The sequence below is a fragment of the Muriicola jejuensis genome (assembly GCF_010671595.1).
GTDB classification, from domain to species: Bacteria; Bacteroidota; Bacteroidia; order Flavobacteriales; family Flavobacteriaceae; genus Muriicola; species Muriicola jejuensis.
This window is the reverse complement of sequence record NZ_JAABOP010000001.1, coordinates 925,728-945,549: the sequence shown is the minus strand read 5'-3', so window position 1 is coordinate 945,549 and position 19,822 is coordinate 925,728. Positions and strand designations below refer to the sequence as shown.

5 protein-coding genes are annotated in these 19,822 nt (G+C 47.6%); all 5 read left to right on the top strand.

Features of this window, described 5'->3' with window-relative positions; all coding sequences use genetic code 11:
• The first annotated feature begins 419 nt into the window (after positions 1 to 419).
• The 5 genes from GWK09_RS04205 (at position 420) to GWK09_RS04185 (ending at position 19,802) form a co-directional block, all read left to right on the top strand.
• Positions 420 to 10,817, top strand: a complete 10,398-nt coding sequence (locus GWK09_RS04205) for an ATP-binding protein (protein ID WP_163691749.1) — start codon at positions 420 to 422, stop codon at positions 10,815 to 10,817.
• A gap of 71 nt (positions 10,818 to 10,888) precedes the next feature.
• Positions 10,889 to 14,185: a sensor histidine kinase gene (locus GWK09_RS04200; RefSeq protein WP_163691748.1), complete on the top strand. Its 3,297-nt coding sequence runs from the start codon at positions 10,889 to 10,891 to the stop codon at positions 14,183 to 14,185.
• A 5-nt stretch (positions 14,186 to 14,190) separates the two neighbouring features.
• On the top strand, positions 14,191 to 18,345 hold the full coding sequence (locus GWK09_RS04195) for an ATP-binding protein (protein WP_163691747.1): 4,155 nt from the start codon (positions 14,191 to 14,193) through the stop codon (positions 18,343 to 18,345).
• A 42-nt stretch (positions 18,346 to 18,387) separates the two neighbouring features.
• Positions 18,388 to 18,762: a response regulator gene (locus GWK09_RS04190; protein ID WP_163691746.1), complete on the top strand. Its 375-nt coding sequence runs from the start codon at positions 18,388 to 18,390 to the stop codon at positions 18,760 to 18,762.
• A complete protein-coding gene (locus GWK09_RS04185) occupies positions 18,762 to 19,802 on the top strand; it encodes an adenylate/guanylate cyclase domain-containing protein (protein ID WP_163691745.1) in 1,041 nt (346 codons plus the stop codon). Before GWK09_RS04190 ends, GWK09_RS04185 begins: the two co-directional genes overlap by 1 nt.
• The last annotated feature ends 20 nt before the right edge of the window (positions 19,803 to 19,822 follow it).

Genomic DNA, 19,822 nt, shown 5'->3' with positions numbered 1-19,822 from the left:
GGAAGCAGTTGGTCTTTTGTATTTTCACCACGAGGTTCGTTCAGGAACAGCGCCCCCCAGAAGCAGAGCGGAGCACGCTTCTGGGGAAGCTAATCCTGGATTTTTCAGAGGCCCAGCCAAAAATAAACCCAACTGCGGAAGCAGTTGGTCTTTTGTATTTTCACCACGAGGTTCGTTCAGGAACAGCGCCCCTGAAGCAGAGCGGAGCACGCTTCTGGGGAAGCTAATCCTGGATTTCTCTGAGCGCCCAGCCAAAAATAAACCCAACTGCGCAGTAGTTGGTCTTTTGTATTTTCAGAATGAGGCTAATCCTGGTGAATGCGGAGAGGTCTCTTTTTTACTCCCCGTATAATTCCTAAATCTTACTTATATTAGACAATGTGGCAATGACTAACCAATCAACGCTATAACCACCATTAATGAAACCAACCTCCCGAGGAAAGATTGCCACTGAGGCCCGCACTGTATACAACAAAGTGATCGAGGTCTTTTTCGATTTCGCGTCCATCGAAGAACTCGATGAGATCATACATCCTGATTTCCTGGGGTACGGTACCGCCGCACATGAATTTTTTAAAGACGGGGAGGCCGTAAAGGGGATGGCGAAACTACAGGCTGAACAATTAAAGGGAACAAAATTCAAGCTGACACGAAAACCTGTTATTGAAAAATTATTGTCAGATGGATCTGCATTCCTGATCCTGGAGGATTTTGAACTCTATATTGAGGACAATGATCACAACCTGCCGCTCAGACTTTCTACCATTCTTGAAAAAGTATCAGACAGGTGGGTGATTACCCATTTTCACGGTTCCACACCCGATTCGGATATAGCCGAAGAGGAAGCCTTTCCCATGGAGGGCCTGCGGAAGAAAAATGAAGAACTGGAAGCGAAGATCCGTGAAAGAACCAGGGAATTGGAAATTGAAGCCGCATTGGAACGGGTCAGGGTTGCATCCATGTCTATGCAACATACTCATGAAGTCTCCGAAGTGGTCAAGGTGTTATTCGACCAGTTGAAAGTTTTAAATCTCGACTTCATTCAAACCTGGATCTCTATTTTTTACCTAGACCAGGAGTACCTCGATGTCTGGTTCAGTCGGTTCGAAGGACTCAACGATGAACCCATCTGTATTTCATTCCCCGCATCTTTGTTTGAGGAGACCTCCTTGAAATCCTGGAGGGCGGGATCGGATGTTAATTACGTCTCATTTGAATCCCGAGATGAAATTGAGGAATTCATGAAGGTGTGTAGTGAAGCCGCAAAGACCGATTATTTTCTGAGGATCATGGATTCACTACAAACGGATACCCTGGAATTCATTGAGGCCAATAACAAGTATGGCACCTTGTGTAAATCGGGGAAGTCAAAGCCAACGGAGGAGGAGGAAATGATCCTTAAGCGCTTCGCTAAGGTATTTGAACAGACCTATACCCGGTTCCTGGACTTAAAAAAAGCAGAAGCCCAGGCCCGGGAGGCTCAAATAAACCTGGCAGTAGAACGTGTGAGGGCCAAGGCATTGGCCATGCACAGGTCGGAGGAGATCATGGAAGTAGTGGCAACACTAAAAAATGAAGTGATGTCCTTAGAAATTCCGGATGTAATAGCAGCAACCATTTTTCTTGAGGCGGAAGAAAATAAGGTCCGGATGTGGGATTTATCCTCGCTTGAGAAAGACAATAATGACTATGAAGTTCCATTTGACATCACGTTTAAACTTAAAAAAAGAGATCCTCATTTATATGTAAAACGCGTATGGGAAAATCAAGAGGATTATTTTTTCGAAGAACAGGATCATAAAGATTTTACAAGAATAATTGCCTGGCTTCGTGAACAGGATAAGGGTGAAATCGCAGATGAGGTTAAGGCATTTATTGAAGAAACTCAATTAAGCAGGTTACATCATGCGGTAAAAAGACTGAATAATGGAAAATTAGCAATCGATCTATTGAATGCGCCTCCGGAGGAAATGAAAACCATACTCACCAAAATGGGTGCCGCATTCGATCTTGCATACCGACGCTTTGAGGATTTAAAAAAAGCAGAAGCCCAGGCGCGGGAATCACAGATTCAGCTCTCCCTCGAAAGGATCCGTGCCAGGACCATGGCCATGCAAACAACGGATGAGTTAACGGATGTACTTTCACTGCTTTTCAAGCAATTTGATATCCTGGGAATTGATCCGGCTTTTGCTCATTTAACCCTCTTCAATGAGGCGGATGACACTTTCTCGTTCAGGATCACAGGTACTTCAGGGCAGCGCCTTATTGCAGAACAAATCATTGATATGGCCAGCTACCCCGCATGGTATGATTCGTATGAAAAATGGAAAAAAGGGGATCCGGGGATCGTAGACTGCATAGACTATCCACCGGAGGTAGTGCCGGCGGTCTTTGAGATCATGAAACCGATCTTCAGTAAACTGCCCCCTGATTCGAAAATAAAGGCAGAAAACTTTCCCCAGGGCATCTATACCACCCAGGGGCATTGCCAGTTTGGTTATATCGGTTTCAACCATTCCAGAAGGGCCACCGAGGAAGAGAAAGAGATCGTAAGGAAATTCGCTATAGAGTTTGGCAGGCTGTACCAGCGGTTCCTCGATTTGAAACAGGCAGAGAGCCAGGCCCGGGAGGCCCAGATCGAAGCGTCACTGGAACGAGTGCGTTCGGCTTCCATGGCCATTCACAAAAGTGAGGAATTGCATAAGGTGGTATTAACCGTATTACAGGAAATTAACAGCCTAGGGTTGAATATCGATGCTGCCCACTTATTCCGGTTTGAGGAAGGGGATGATAAAGGTTTGAATATGTGGATCGCAGGGGATGGGGGTATGTATCCCTATGAAATTTACTTTCCATATATCAAACACGAAATATTTGACGGTATTTATGAGGCCCGAAAGAAAAACAAAAACTTTTTTGCCATCCCCAGGATGAGTAAAAAAGAAAAGGATCGTGTCTACCGCCATCTCCTTAAGAATACAAAAATTGAAATTCCTGAAGGCAGGCAAAATTATGCACTTAAAGCCAAATCTGCCGTCTATTCCGTAGCATTGGCAAAACATTCAGGAATAGCCCTCTTGCAATTTTCCGAAGATAATACAGGATTCAGTGCTGATGAAAATGAGATCCTGAGACGATTTTCTAACGTCTTTGAACAAGCTTATATCCGCTTTCTGGGGTTGGCAAAAGCAGAAAAGCAGGCGAGGGAGGCAATGATAGAAGCTTCGCTGGAGCGGATTCGTTCCCGGTCCATGGCCATGCATGCTTCGGATGAGCTCAATGATGTGCTGAGTGTGATGTTTGGGCAAATAGAATTGTTAGGTATAGATGCGAAATCTGCACATCTTACCCTAATGGATATAGACAACAACAAATTCAGTTTTAGAATTACCGGGAAGAGCGGAGCCGCCAATATTGGTGAACAGATCATTGACCTCGATGCCATGCCCACATGGAAGGAAACCGTGGAGAATTGGAAGAAAGCTAAACCTCACAGTCATCAATGCCTCGTTTATCCCCCGGAAATTTTACCCGATCTATGGAATTTGATCGATGAATCACTAAAGAAACTTCCTGTAAAGGAGCGGATTAGGATTAAGGATTTTCCAAACGGGGTTTTCGATTGTGAAGGGCACACCAAATTTGGCTATATCGGGTTTAACAATTCTAGACCGCCCACTGAGGAGGAGATCAGTATCGTCATCAGGTTTGCCAGGGAGTTTGAAAGAGTATACCAACGATTTTTGGATATTGAAAAAGCAGAGAACCAGGCCCGGGAAGCCCAGATTGAAGCGGCTCTGGAAAGGGTGAGGTCCCAGTCCCTGGCTATGCACAACACCAGCGAAATGCAGCTGGTAGCCAATGCGGTTTTTGAGCAGCTCCAGGCCCTGGGCATGGAAATGGATGTCGTTGGCATGAGCGGGGTCATTGAGGCCAAACAGGACTACGATGTCTGGATAGGGGGTGCACCCCTGGGATCGGCTTTGCGAATTCCCTATAACGAGGATACACAGGTACAGCGCGATTACAATAAGATGCTTAAAGACCGGCCGGAACTCTTCGCCAGAACCTATTCGGGTCAGGTCAAAAAGGAATACATCGACCGATTGCTTACCCACGGGGAATTTCCGAAAGCGCTTAAAAAAAAGATGGAAACATCCGACGCTTTCACCACCCTGATCGCCCCTAAAAAGAATTCCGGCATTCAGGTGGTGCGCTATTCGGATCAACCTTATACTGATCAAGATGCTGAGATCCTGAAACGATTCGCCGGTGTTTTTGAGCAAGCTTACATCCGATTTATGGATCTGGAAAGGGCAGAGGCCCAGGCACGTGAAGCCCAGATTGAGGCTTCACTTGAAAGGATACGGGCCAAGGCGATGGCCATGCATGCATCGAGTGAACTAAATGAAGTGTTATCGGTATTATTCGAGCAATTCAACACACTGGGAATCAATCCTGTATGGGCACATCTTAGCCTGATCAATCTGGAGGAGAACACCTTTACTTATAGAATGTCCAGGGCTGACAAGAACAACAGACTTTCGGGCCAGGTGGTGGACCTCGATGCGAGACCAGAATGGCAGGATGCGGTTAAAGCCTTCAAGACTTCCAAGCCAAATTCCGTTTCCTGTCTCGAATTTCCCAAAGAAGTTCTACCCCAGATCTGGGAGCTCTTCGAAGAATCATTCTCATCCATTTCCGAGGAATACCCGGTAAGGATGGAAGATTTTCCAAATGGTATTTTCAACACCCAGGGATATTGCAAGTTTGGATATATCGGATTTAATCACAATCGACCACCCACGGAGGAAGAAAAAGAGATCGTGGTTAGAATCGCCAATGAATTCGGACGGGTTTACCAGCGTTTCCTCGACCTGCAAAAAGCCGAAGCCCAGGCACGGGAGGCCCAGATCGAAGCTTCCCTGGAACGGGTGAGGGCCCGGGCGATGGCCATGCATCACTCGGAAGAACTACAGGATATGCTTTCGGTACTCTTCCAGCAGTATGATGTGCTGGGGATCAAACCCGTGAATGTTTTTCTTACCCTTTTCGACCTGCCTAACAACCGGTTTGTCTATCGCACATCTGGTAAGGGAGGGGCCAGGGCCATCGGGCAACAAACGGTAGACTTTTCAGCTACTGATATCTGGATGGACGTGGTACACCGCTTTAAGGAGCAGCGATCCGAAGATATCGAACTCATCCATTACCCGGTGGAATCCCTGCCTGATATTTTTGAGATCTTAAAGGAAGCTATCACCTCGGTACCGGAGGAGCATCAGATCAAACCGGAAGATTTTCCGGACGGGATCTACACCACCCATGGCACGAATGAATACGGGTTTCTGGGGGTTAACCATACCCGACCCTGTACGGAGAAGGAGAATGAGATCATCGTGAGGTTCTCCCGGGAATTCGGCAGGATCTACCGTCGATTCCTCGACCTGCAGAAAGCCGAAGCCCAGGCTCGGGAAGCCCAGATAGAAGCAGCCCTGGAACGCGTTCGTGCAAGGACCATGGCCATGCACAATACGGAAGATATTGCCGCTACCGTTACCACCTTTTTTAATGAGCTTATGGGTCTGCATCCGGATAGCTCCATTCGTTGCGGCATAGGTATCCTGAGTCAGTCAGAGCACATGGAATTGTGGACCGCCTCGGTAAAGGATGACTCAGAAACGGTCCTGCACTCAGGCACTCTCGATATGTCGCTGCATCCTCTTTTGGAAGGAGTTAAAAAGACCTGGGAAAGAAAGGCAAAGACTTTTTCCTATGAGCTTATTGGCACCGAGGTAAAAAAGTACTTCAATATCTTAAATAGAGCTCCGGATTACCCGGTTCATTTTGACTTGGATGCCCTTCCTAAGTCAGTATACCACAATAGTTTTGTATTTAAGGACGGAACTCTTTTCGTATTTACTGAGGCTCCATTAAAAGATGAAATCCGCTCTGTAGTTGTCCGGTTTGCCGCTGTCTTTGGCCAGACCTATACCCGCTATCTCGACCTGCAGAAAGCCGAAGCCCAGGCCCGGGAATCACAAATACAACTCGCACTTGAGCGGGTTAGAGCCAGATCTTTAGCCATGCAATCCAGCGATGAATTGCATGAAGTTCTGGGGGTCTTATTCAGACAATTTGACGATCTGGGGATTCAGCCGGTCAATGTATTCTTAAGTTTATTCGATCGAGAGAAAAGAACGCTTACCTACAGGGCATCCGGGAAATCGGGAAAGCGAATACCCGGGAAACAGGTGGTGGAAGTGGATAGCATGGAAGCACTCCGGGCGCTTTATGACAAATGGCTCACCGACAATTCCGATGCCGTTGAAATGATCTTTTATCCCAGAGAAGTGCTGCCTCAACTTTTTGGTATTTTCTCCGAAACCTTCTCGTCCATGCCCAAAGCTGATCGCATGGGCCCCGAAGACTTTCCCGAAGGGGGGTATTCCATAGCCGGATATACCCCTTTTGGCTATTTAGGCTATGACCATCAACGCAAGGCGACAGAGGAAGAACAACAGATACTTTCCAGATTCTGCACGGAGTTCACCAGGGTCTATCAACGCTTCTTGGATCTCCAGAAAGTGGAGGCCCAGGCGCGGGAAGCGCGCATTGAAGCAGCCCTCGAAAAAGTGAGATCCCAGTCTCTGGCCATGCATACCACAGGTGAAATGCAGGAGGTGGCCAATGCGATCTACGAACAACTGCATGCGCTGGGGCTGGATATGGAAGCCGTGGGGATGAGCGGGGCGATTGAAGCCAGGGAGGATTACGACGTCTGGGTGGGGGGTGTCCCTTTTGGAAAGGCCTTAAGGATCCCATACAACGAACAGACCAAAATTCAGCGGGATTACAACAAGGCGATCAAGGATAGGCCCGAGCTGTTTGCCAGGACGTATACAGGCAAGGTAAAAGAGGAATATATCAATCATTTGCTAACCCATGGCAGTTTTCCGGCTGCCCTTAAAAAGAAGATGAAAACCTCAAAGGCCTTTTCCACTTCCATCGCCTTTGCCAGGAATTCCAGCATTCAAATCCTTCGCTACACGAACCAGCCGTATTCTGAGGAGGACAATGAGATCCTGAAGCGATTTTCCCGGGTCTTTGAACAGGCGTACATCCGATTCAGGGATCTGGAGAGAGCCGAAGCCCAGGCCCGGGAAGCCCAGATCGAGGCCTCCCTGGAACGCGTTCGTGCCAGGGCCATGGGAATGCAAAAATCAGAAGAATTATCGGATGTACTGGCGGTCCTGTTCCAGCAGTTTGACGTCCTGGGTATCCGTCCCATCAATGTCTGGCTAAGTCTGTACAATGCAGAGGATCGTACCTTCACCTACCGGGCGACGGGTACGAGCGGTAAAAGGATTCACAAGCACCAGGTTATCGATCTGGACGCCATGGATATCTGGAAGGAAAGTGTGGAACAATGGGAGAAGGGGACCGCAGAGGCGGTCATTGTTACCCATTACCCCCCTGAGATACTACCACAGCTTATGGAGGTATTTGCCGAAACCTTTTCGGCCATGCCGGAGGAAGAAAGGATCAAGGCGGAAGACTTACCTCAGGGCGGTTACAACGTACAGGGTTATTGTAAGTTTGGCTTTATCGGGTTTAATCACATAAGGGTACCTACAGAGGAAGAAAAGGAGATCCTCAAAAAATTCGCTACCGAATTCGAAAGACTCTACCAGCGCTTTATCGATATTGAAAAAGCGGAAGTTCAGGCCCGGGAGGCCCAAATAGAGTCGGCTCTGGAAAGAGTGCGCAGCCGGTCCCTGGCCATGCAAAAGCCGGATGAACTGCAGGAAGTGGTGGCAGTAGTCGCGGAAGAATTAAAGAAACTAGGCGTAGTTCTGGATGTGGGAGGTGTAGTACTCTGTACCTATTTTGACGATTCAAAAGACGTTATCCACTGGACCGCTTCGGAAGATCCAAAACATCCTTCGGTTCCCTTCTTTCTTCCCTATTTTGAGGACACCCTTTTTGATGAAGCCTGGGAATCTAAACTCCGGGGGGATACGTATTTCGCTAAAGACTTTTCTTTTGAGGTTAAAAATGCGTGGTTTAAAAAAGCATTCGAAATTTCGGACTACCGAAACTTGCCCGATGAATACAAAAAACAATTACTCGATAGTAAAAGTCATGGATTAGCTTTTGCCTGGGCCAAAAATTCAGCGATCATGGTTCCTTCTTTGGAAGGAAACCTGCCTTCTGAAGCTGAAAAAGAAATTCTTTTACGCTTTGCGCGGGTCTTTGAACAGGCGTACATCCGCTTTATGGACCTGCAAAAATCGGAGGAACAGGCCCGGGAAGCCAAAATAGAAATGGCCCTGGAGAAGGTTCGCGCCCGTACCATGGCCATGCACAAAAGTGAGGAACTGGGGGAAGTGGCGGCTGTTCTTTTTGAACAGATCAGTGCCCTTACCTATGCTCCGGAGCGGTTCAATATAGCCATTGGCAATAGGGAAGAAGCGTTCTTTGATATCTGGGTGACAGATCAAAAGGGCCATGAGGTGAGCAAGCGATTTATGTTTCAGGTAGACAAGTCGCCTGTGGTCAAAGAAGTATTCAATGCATGGGGGAAAGAACGCTTCATTGTGCAGGACCTCCACGGCAAAAAACTGCAGGAATGGGTGCGTTATATGGAAGAGGAAATTGGACTCCCGTTCGACAAAGCCCGCTTAAGCGAGCACCGGTATATCAACTCTGTTTTTTTCTCCCACGGCTGTATAGGGATCACCACCAATGAACCTCCGGAAACGGAGACATTAGAGCTAATTGAACGTTTTGCCAAGGTTTTTCAGCAGACCTATGTGCGATTTCTCGACCTGCAAAAGGCTGAGGCTCAGGCCCGGGAAGCTCAGATCGAGGTTGCGCTGGAAAGGGTGCGTTCCCGTGCGATGGCTATGCACCAATCTGATGAACTCACGGAGGAGCTCGGGGTCCTTTTCGACCAGTTCGACTTTCTTGGAATCAATCCCGTCCTTACGCATCTCACCCTGATGGATGAGGAAAACGAGACCTTTACACTAAGGATCTCAAGGGGCGGAAATGAAAGGACCATAGCCGAACAACGCATTGATATCAATGCCGTGGAAAGCTGGAAACAATCCTTTGAGAATTGGAAAAGAAGCGATCTTCATGCAGTGGACTGTATTGACTATTCCCCTGAGATCCTGCCTTATGTCTGGGAGCTGATGGATGAGGTGATGTCTGCACTTCCTGAGGATCAGAAAATTAGGCCCTCGGACTTTCCCGATGGGTTGTATACCACCCAAGGGCACTGCAAGTACGGGTATATAGGGATCAATCAGACCCGAAAGGCCACGCAAGAAGAAAAGGAGATCGTGATCCGTTTTGCCAAAGAGTTCGGGCGATTGTATCAACGCTTCCTCGATCTTCAACAGGCCGAGGAGAGAGCCCGTGAAGCACTGAAACAAGCTTCTTTAGACCGCGTGCGCGGGCAGATCGCGAGCATGCGTTCCACGGAAGACCTTGAACGAATCACCCCCCTGATCTGGAACGAACTCACGGCACTGGGTGTCCCGTTCATTCGCTGTGGGGTCTTTATTGTGGACGAATCAAGCAGAACGGTTCAGGCCTTTTTGTCTGCTCCGGACGGGAGGTCGCTCGGCGCTATGAAGATCCCGTTTGATGCGGACAAGGATACTGCTGCAACCGTCGCCCACTGGAAAAAGGGAGAAGTATATCGCACCCATTGGGACAAGGGACAATTTCTCGCGTTTATGGCTACCATGATGGACCTCGGACAGGTCCGTGATAATAGAGAGTACCAGGGTGCCGAACAGCCGCCGGATTCCCTCTTCCTGCATTTTCTACCCTTTACACAGGGGATGCTTTATGTGGGCAATACGGTATCCCTGGATCAGGAGCAAATGGAAGCTGTAGGTTCCCTGGCCGATGCCTTTGCCATCGCCTACGCCAGATATGAGGATTTTGCAAAGCTCGAAAAGACCAAAAAACAGGTCGAAAAGACATTGAATGAACTCAGGGCTACCCAGAACCAGCTGGTGCAATCCGAAAAAATGGCTTCCTTAGGAGAACTCACTGCAGGCATCGCCCACGAGATCCAGAACCCGCTGAACTTCGTCAATAATTTTTCGGAAGTGAGCGTAGAACTCATGGAGGAGATGGAAGAAGAAATGAACAAGGGTGACCTGGAAGAAGTGAAGGCCATCATGGAGGATATCAAGCAGAACCTGGATAAGATCCACCATCACGGAAAACGGGCCGATGGGATCGTCAAAGGGATGCTCCAGCACAGCCGAGCCAGCAGCGGGGAAAAAGAACTCACGGACCTCAACATCTTGGCAGATGAATACCTCAGACTGGCTTACCACGGCCTCAGGGCCAAAGACAAGAGCTTTAATGCCACTTTGGAGACACAATTTGACGAATCCCTCGGTAAGATAAGAGTAGTGCCCCAGGAGATTGGTCGGGTGATCCTCAACCTGATCACCAATGCGTTTCACGTAGTGAAGGAAAAGAAAGAAAAGGCCGGTGAGGGATTTATGCCCACGGTAACTGTGACCACCCGTAAAAATGTGAAAGGGGTTGAGATAGCTGTCAAGGATAATGGCAACGGCATCCCGGAAGCCATACGGGATAAGATCTTCCAGCCCTTCTTTACCACTAAACCCACCGGGCAGGGGACGGGCCTGGGCCTGAGCATGAGCTACGACATCGTGACCAAAGGGCATGGAGGCTCTTTGGAGGTCGACACCACACAGGGGGTTGGGACGGTATTTACCATCTGTCTGCCTACAGAGACCAAGAACGATAAGCCATGACAGGACGAAAAGATATTTGGACTTCAAGTGTCATCTTCCTGATTTTGTTCTGGGGGAGTGCAATACTTTCTATGAAAGCGCAGTCAGAAAAGTTGCATTTTGAACAGATCTCAAAGGTGGACGACATTTCACTGGGGAAGATCAATGCAATCATACAAGACAGCTATGGTTTTATCTGGTTTTCCGATCAGACCAACCGCTGTATTCTTCGCTATGACGGAAGTCAGATGAAACGATTTGCGTTTGATCCGGAAAAAGAAAATGCTTTGGGTGGATTTTATCCCGAATGTTTTGCGGCCGATTCTGACGGGGCATTATGGATAGGATATAGCGACAAGGGAGTAGATCATTTCGATCCTGATACGGAAAGTTTTACTCATTATACACATGATCCCGATGACCCGGAGAGCCTTAGTGATGGTGGTGTAAGTGCCATACTTGTAGCTCATGATGGAATGGTTTGGATAGGGACAGATAAGGGTCTGGATAAATTAGATCCTTCTACAGGGAAGTTCACCCATTTTCGTAATGATGAAAGGGATGACTCCAGCCTCAGTCATAATGTCGTGAGGGCTATTTATGAAGATTCGGAGAACACACTATGGATAGGCACGGGTTTCCCCTGGAATAATGCGGGTGAAGGAGGATTAAACCGCTATAACCCTGCTACCAATGCATTTACCCGCTATATGTCCAATTCAGAGGACCCCAATAGCCTAAAGGCAAATCAGGTTCGGGCTATCTGTGAAGACAGTCGGGGTAATTTCTGGATTGGCACAAATAAAAATGGGCTTCATAAAATGGACCGGAAGACCGGGAAAATTACCCGCTATGAATTCAATCCTGAATTCCCAGCCTTCAGCATTCCCGAATCAACCATTAATATGCAACATATCACTTTTATTCACGAAGATTTAGAAGGATATCTTTGGATTGGCACCTATTCAGATGGGATTTATCGATGGAATCCTCTTTTAAATATCATGACGCATTATGGCACCCAGGGGTTACAATCTGGAAATTATAAGGAAAATTCTTCCTGGTGGTGCCATGTGTCTGATGGGGGCCTTATCTGGATTTCTACCCAGGAAAATAAACTCTTTCGGATAGATCCTTATATTCCTCAAATCTCAAATATTCAACATGGGGTACAAATTAGAAGCCTGGTTGTAAAGGATACTTCCGAGTTATGGATGGGAACATATAACAAGGGACTTTTTAGAAAGAATCAAATAACAGAAAGGATTGAAAAATTTACAAGCAATAACAAGGATCCCAGAAGCCTGAGTAATGACCATATTACAAACCTATTTGTAGACAGGAAAAGTAATCTTTGGGTTGGTACTTACAATGGGCTTAATCTTTTTAATGAGCCATCTAACTCTTTTACCAGGTTTATGCCAGATACGAATGATTCCGGCAGTTTAGTAAATGCCTTTATTTCCGATATCTATGAAGACAGTCGTTCTAATTTATGGATCGGGACCGTAAATGGAGTACATAAATTGGATCGGAAAAAAGGAACCTTTAAAAAATATACAAATCAACATATGAATTACTCCGACACTGCAGGCTGGGGAGTGAAAATTGTTGAAGATTTATCAGGGAAAGTATGGGTTGGTTCCGTTGAAGGTGGGGTTTATAATGTGAATGAACAAACTGATCAATTAGATCTTGTTTTCACGGGTCCTGCCATTAGGGATCTGTACGTGGACAAAAAAGGCATCCTATGGGCAGGTGCAAATACCGGCCTATGGAGTAGTGATAAGGGCTGGACAAAGATGTCTCCTTTTAAGATTGATGAAACCGGCATATTTTTAGGAGAATGGACATACACCTTATCCGGCGATACTGCGGATAATCTGTGGATCGGTACGGATGTAGCTATTGTGAAGCTAGGAACAGACCGAAAAAACAAAGAAATCTTCGGTATAAGAAATGGTGTTGTAGCAAACGGATTTCCTGATCTGAGTTATTCCTACAAAGACAAGGAGGGCCGGATGTATTTTGCCAGTAGTCCTAATGGGTACTATACATTTCAACCAGACGAATTTAAAAAATCTCCTGGTAAGATGGCTCTCTATGCCATGGACCTGAAAGTGAACAATGAGCCTGTTTATGCAAGGGAAAATGGTATTCTTGAAACCTCCCTTTATAGGGCAGGAAAAATTCGTCTTAATTACAATGAAAATAATTTCAGTCTAAGCTTTGCCGCGGTAGATCTAAGGGCGGAATTAAAGAAACGGATATTCTATATGCTTCAGGGATATGATTCGGAATGGCAGGAAAGCCTTTCAGGACAAAAAGTAACTTACAACAAGGTACCCCCTGGGAACTATTCTCTTACATATAGATCAGCCATTGGAAATACTGGTGATTGGGAGGAAAAAAGTCTTGGTATCTCTATAACACCCCCTTGGTGGAAGACCAACTGGGCTTATGCTTTTTATACGTTACTGTTGGCCCTAGGCATCTTTTTCTTTGATAAATACCAGAAGGGAAGGATCCTCGCAAAAGAAAAGGCATTGGCAAGAGAAAAGGAGTTGAAGCACGCCAGGGAAATCGAAAAGGCCTATACAAAATTAAAGGCCACCCAGGCCCAGCTGATCCAATCCGAAAAAATGGCTTCCTTAGGGGAACTTACTGCAGGCATCGCCCACGAGATCCAGAACCCGCTAAACTTCGTCAACAATTTCTCTGAAGTGAGCAAGGAACTCATAGCGGAGATGCTGGAGGAAATTCAAAAAGGGGATATGGAAGAGGCCCAGACCCTGGCAGAGGATATCGTCCAGAACCTTGAAAAGATCCATCACCACGGCCAACGGGCGGATGGGATCGTCAAAGGGATGCTGCAGCACAGCCGGAGCGGAAGCGGGGAAAAGGAACCTACGGACCTCAACACCCTCGCGGACGAATACCTTCGCCTAGCGTACCACGGCCTTCGTGCGAAAGACAAGAGCTTTAATGCCACCCTTGAGACATATTTCGATCCGGATGTCGGAAAAGTGAATGTAATGGCGCAGGACATGGGGCGGGTGATCCTCAACCTGATCACCAATGCTTTTTATGCGGTAAAGGAAAAAAAGGAAAAGGAAAGGGAAGGGTATACGCCCACAGTGACCGTAACCACCCGCAAAAAAGAAAATGGTGTGGAGGTTTCGGTAAAAGATAACGGGGAAGGCATCCCGGAGGCCATCCGTGAAAAGATCTTCCAGCCGTTCTTTACGACCAAACCCACTGGGCAGGGCACCGGCCTGGGCCTGAGCATGAGCTATGACATCGTGACCAAAGGTCATGGCGGAGAACTTAAATTGAAAACCAAACTCGGAGAAGGAACGACCTTCACGGTTCAAATCCCCTCAAGCTGAACAAGATGAGACCTTCCGCAAAAACCGAAAAAGAAATTCTGCACGTATACGAGACGTGGCTTCGCAGCTACCTGACGGGCGATGTGGGTACCTATGACAGTTATCTCGATGAGGAATATCATTTTATTGGTTCCACGAACAATGAAGAATTCCTTCATAAAAAAGAAACCACCCAACTCTTTAAAAAGACTGCAGATCAATTAGCCAATAAGACCGATCTGAGGAATGAAATCCGGATCCTGGAAGAATTCGAAGGTATGGTCTTTATTACCCACTTCTTTGATGCCTGGTTCCTCAATGGAGAAGAATGGTCTTATTATGGCAGGTTCAGATTCAGTTCCATCGCACGCAGGAATAAAGAGGGGTGGCGCTTTATATACCAACATTTCTCCATGCCTGATTCCAGGGCCGAGGAAGGGGAGACCATAGGCTTTGACCAGATCAGTGCCGAAAACCTTCAACTCAGGGAAGCCATCAAAAGGCGTACGATAGAACTTGAGAACCGCAACAGGGACCTCGAGATCGAGCGTTCCCTGGAACGTGTACGAACAGTCTCCATGTCTATGCGGCATTCGTCCGAACTGGCAAAAATTGGGGAGGTGATCTTTGAGGAACTGAAAAGTCTGGGCTTCAGTGAGCTCCGTAATTCAGAGATCGTCTTTAACCAGGAACATAAAGATGAATTGATCAGCTACTATTATTCCGACTACGGGGTGAGCGGCGTGATCAATATAGAGGTGAAGGGAAATCCGGTACTTGAGAAGTGGGTAGCAGTCATGAAAAAGGCTGACGATGCCTTTGCTGAGGTGTTCATATCTGAAAAGGAAATGGAGGAATGGCGAACCTACAGGGATTCCCTCGGATACCTACCCGATCCTAAGCTCATGGCGGCCAACAATCTGTTCTATTACTCCTATTCCATTGACCTTGGGGCCTTGAGTATATCTTCCTTCAGTGCCCTGTCTCCCGAAGAGTTGAAGATCCTGCAACGCTTCCGCAATGTCTTTAACCTCAGTTACCAGCGGTATGTCGATATAGAAAAGGCTGAGGCGCAGGCAAGGGAATCCCAGATAGAGTTAGGGCTGGAGCGAGTAAGAGCAAGGGCCATGGCGATGCAAAACTCGGAGGAACTAAAGGAGTTAATTGGAACTGTATTTGGTGAGTTGATAAAACTGGACCTGAAGTTGACCCGATGTGCCATTTGGGTATTTAATAAAGGGGAACTGTCTGCCAGATTATGGCTTGCAAATTCAGAGGACCCCCTGAAACCCGGCAGTTATTTCTTGCCGTATCACCAGCACGAGGCATACCTCGCCATAGTGGATGCCTGGAAGCAAAAAAAGCTAAAGTGGGTTTATAATTTAGAAGGAAGTAACAAAAAAACCTGGGATGAGTATCTCTTCCTCAATACAGAGTTCGCACGTTTACCGGATCATGTAAAGGCAGGAATGAGTGAGCCAGAACAGATCCACCTCTCTTTTACCTTTGGCAATTTTGGCGGCATACATGTTTCAGGACTAGAACCTTTATCTGAAGATCATTTCGATATTCTACACCGATTTGGGAAGGTTTTTGATTTGACATACACCCGGTTTAATGATCTGAAGCAGGCAGAGGCTCAGGCCAGAGAGGCTCAGATAGAGCTTGCTCTGGAACGGATCCGGGCCCAGGCCCTGGCCATGCGCGAATCTTCAGACCTGCTCGATATCGTCGTGACCATGCGAATGGAATTTATCAAATTGGGGCATGAGGCTCACTATTTCTGGCATATGCGCTGGTTGCCCGAGAAGTACGAGAAAGCGATGACCTCCGGAGATGGCACCCGGATCGGGATGGTCATGGAACTCCCGCGTCATATGCATGGGGATATCCCACTTTTGGCTACATGGGAAAAAAGCCGTGAACCCACAGTGATCTATGCGATGGAGGTTCAAGCTGCTGTGGATTACGTAAATAAAATGATCAGTCTGGGAGATTTCAAGCAGGTAGATCCCAATGCACCCAGTCCGGATGACATTCGCCAAATAGGCGGACTTACCTTTGTCATGGCCAGGACTACCCATGGGGAAATAGGTTATAGCTTGCCTGGTAAGTTTGAGGACATACCTGAATCAGATCTGGAGATCCTCATCCGTTTTGCAGGTGCCTTTGACCTGGCCCACAGGCGTTTTGAAGACCTCCAAAAGGCAGAATCACAAGCAAGAGAAGCGCAGATTGAAAACGCACTGGAAAAGGTGCGTTCAAGGACAATGGCCATGCAGAGAAGCGAGGAATTGCCCGAAGCGGCCAACAATCTGTTCCTGCAGGTACAGGGTTTGGGCATCCCAGCATGGAGCGCGGGTTACTGTATCTGGGAAAAGGAGGATAAAAAAGCCGCCCTTTGCTGTATGAGCAGCGAAGGGGAAATTCAGAAGTCGTTTATTCTGCCTTCCATAGGGGAGGGATATGACTTCTATCACCCGGCTCAAAAAGGGGATTCCTTCTATGTGCACGAACTGGGCGGAGAGGCCCTTGTGGAACATTACGAATTTATGCGTACCCTGCCCACGGTGGGTCAGATACTTGACGACTTGACCGCGGCAGGCCTTTCCCTGCCCACTTTTCAGATCTTTCATATAGTTTATTTCCCACATGGCTACCTCATGTTCATAACCTATGAGGAGGTGCCCCAAGCCCACGAGATCTTCAGACGATTTGGGAAGGTATTTGAACAGACCTATACCCGCTTCCTCGACCTGCAGCAGGCAGAGGCAAGGGCCAGGGAATCACAGATAGAGACCGCCCTGGAAAGGGTTCGATCAAGGACCATGGGCATGCAAAGATCTGATGAGTTAGGCCAGGTAGCCACCGTGCTCTTCAGGGAATTGAACAGGCTTGTTGACAACCTTTGGACTTGTGGTTTTGTATTGTGTGAAGAAGGACGGGACGAGGACGAGTGGTGGCTGAGCGCAGAGAATGGATTTATCCCCGCCTTCTACCTTCCTAACGTAGGGGACGTTACCCATAACAATATCTATAACGCCTGGAGGAACGGAGCGGATTACCATACCGAACAATTGGAGGGAGATGCCCTGCAGGAACACTATGACTGGTTGATGAAAATCCCGGTGGCCAAACAGATCTTTGACGATATGAAGGCCGCGGGGATTGAGATCCCCACCTGGCAAAAACTCCACTGCGCCTTTTTTAAGACCGGTTACCTGGTGATCATCACCCAGGTGCCTTGCGCTGAGGAAGAGATCTTCAAACGGTTTGCCCAGGCCTTTGACCTGACCTATACCCGCTTCCTCGACTTGCAGTTGAAGGAGACCCAGGCTCGAAAACTGGCTGAGGACAAAGAGCAGCTGGAGAGAACGCTCAGTGACCTCAAGGCCACCCAGGCCCAGCTGATCCAATCCGAAAAAATGGCTTCCTTAGGGGAACTCACTGCAGGCATCGCCCACGAGATCCAGAACCCGCTAAACTTTGTCAACAATTTCTCGGAAGTGAGCAAGGAACTCATCGAGGAGATGCTGGAAGAAATACAAAAGGGAGACATGGAAGAGGCCAGGGCCCTGGCAGAGGATGTCGTCCAGAACCTGGAAAAGATCCATCACCACGGACAGCGCGCTGACGGTATCGTCAAAGGGATGCTGCAGCACAGCAGAAGCGGGAGTGGGGAAAAGGAACCCACAGACCTCAACGCCCTGGCTGATGAATACCTCCGCCTGGCTTACCATGGATTGCGGGCAAAGGACAAAAGCTTTAATGCTTCCCTGGAGACCCACTTCGACCCGGATGTAGGAAAAGTCAGTGTAGTTGCCCAGGACATGGGCAGGGTGATCCTCAACCTGATCACCAATGCCTTTTATGCGGTAAAGGAAAAAAAGGAAAAGGAAAGAGAAGGGTATACGCCCACAGTGACCGTAACCACCCGCAAAAAAGGAGATGGTGTGGAGGTTTCCGTTGGGGATAACGGGGATGGAATCCCGAAGGCCATACGGGAAAAGATCTTCCAGCCGTTCTTTACGACCAAACCCACCGGGCAGGGTACCGGTCTGGGCCTGAGTATGAGCTATGACATCGTGACCAAATTGCATCTTGGAGAGCTATTGGTGACTTCAGAGGAAAGGAAAGGGACTACCTTTACAGTGATACTTCCTGCAGGAATTAAAGCATAGACTAATTAGAGAAAATGAATAACCATATAAACCAAGAGACCGATGAAAATATTAGTGGTGGACGATGAAAGAGATGTACAATTGCTCTTTCAGCAGCGTTTCAGAAAGGAGATACGGAATAGCGAACTCCATTTTGTCTTTGCCTTTTCTGGGGAAGAAGCGCTGACATATCTCGATGAACACAATCATGAGGCGGTGCTGATCCTTTCTGACATCAACATGCCGGGGATGAGCGGACTGGAACTGCTGGAACAGATCAAGAAAAATTACTTAAAACCGCCCCCTGTGGTCATGATGATCACCGCATACGGGGACAGGGATAACTATGACACAGCCATGAAACTCGGGGCGGATGATTTTCTCACAAAACCTGTGGAATTTGGTATCTTAAAGGAGAAATTAAAAGCCTTACTCTAATGGCAAAGATTCTGGTAGTAGATGATGAGACCGATCTGGAGGTCCTCATCAAACAGAAATTCAGGAAACAGATCCGGCAGAACGAATACGAGTTCAAGTTCGCCATCAATGGAGTGGACGCATTGGAAAAATTGAAAGAGGATTCCGGGATTGAACTGGTATTGAGCGATATCAATATGCCGGAAATGGATGGTCTCACCCTCTTGTCCAAGCTACAGGAATTGAATCCACTCCTGAAATCAGTTATTGTTTCGGCTTATGGGGATATGGAGAACATTCGCACCGCGATGAACCGCGGGGCCTTCGATTTTATCACCAAGCCCATCAACTTTGAGGACCTCAGCATCACCATGGAGAAGACCCTCAGACACGTCCGGGAATTGCAGCAGACCCTGAAGGCTATTAGGGAAAACAACATTCTGAAAATGTATGTGGATGAGAGTGTGCTGAATTTTATGGGCAGCAAGGAATACGAGACCACGGTCATGAGTAACGAAAACATCCAGGCTACGGTCATGTTTATCGATGTGTGCGGGTTTACCTCCCTAAGCGAGACCAGCAGTCCGGATGCCGTGGTCAACATGCTGAATTCCTATTTCGATGCCATGGTAAAGGAGATCATCGCTCAGGAAGGGTATGTAGACAAGTTTATGGGAGACGCGGTTATGGCCGTGTTCAGAGGGGAATACCACCTGGATCGAGCGCTCGACGCCGCCCTTGCGGTACGACAAAGGATCGGAAAACTTCCTGTGATCAAGGAGATGGGCGGGTACAGACCCAGTGTCTCCATCGGGATCAACAGTGGGGAAATGGTCTCGGGGAATATCGGTTCCTCCAGCCTTAAAAGGCTTGATTTTACCGTGATCGGCGATACGGTAAACATCGCCGCTCGGTTGGAATTTGCCGCGAAGGAGAATCAGATCCTGATCACGGAGAATGGCTATGAGCAGGTGAAGGAAGCATTTCAATGCAGGAAGGTCGGAGATATCCAGCTCAAGAACAAAAAGGAGATGATCACCGTCTATGAAGTGATCGAATAGGAACAAATACTCTCCTTGAA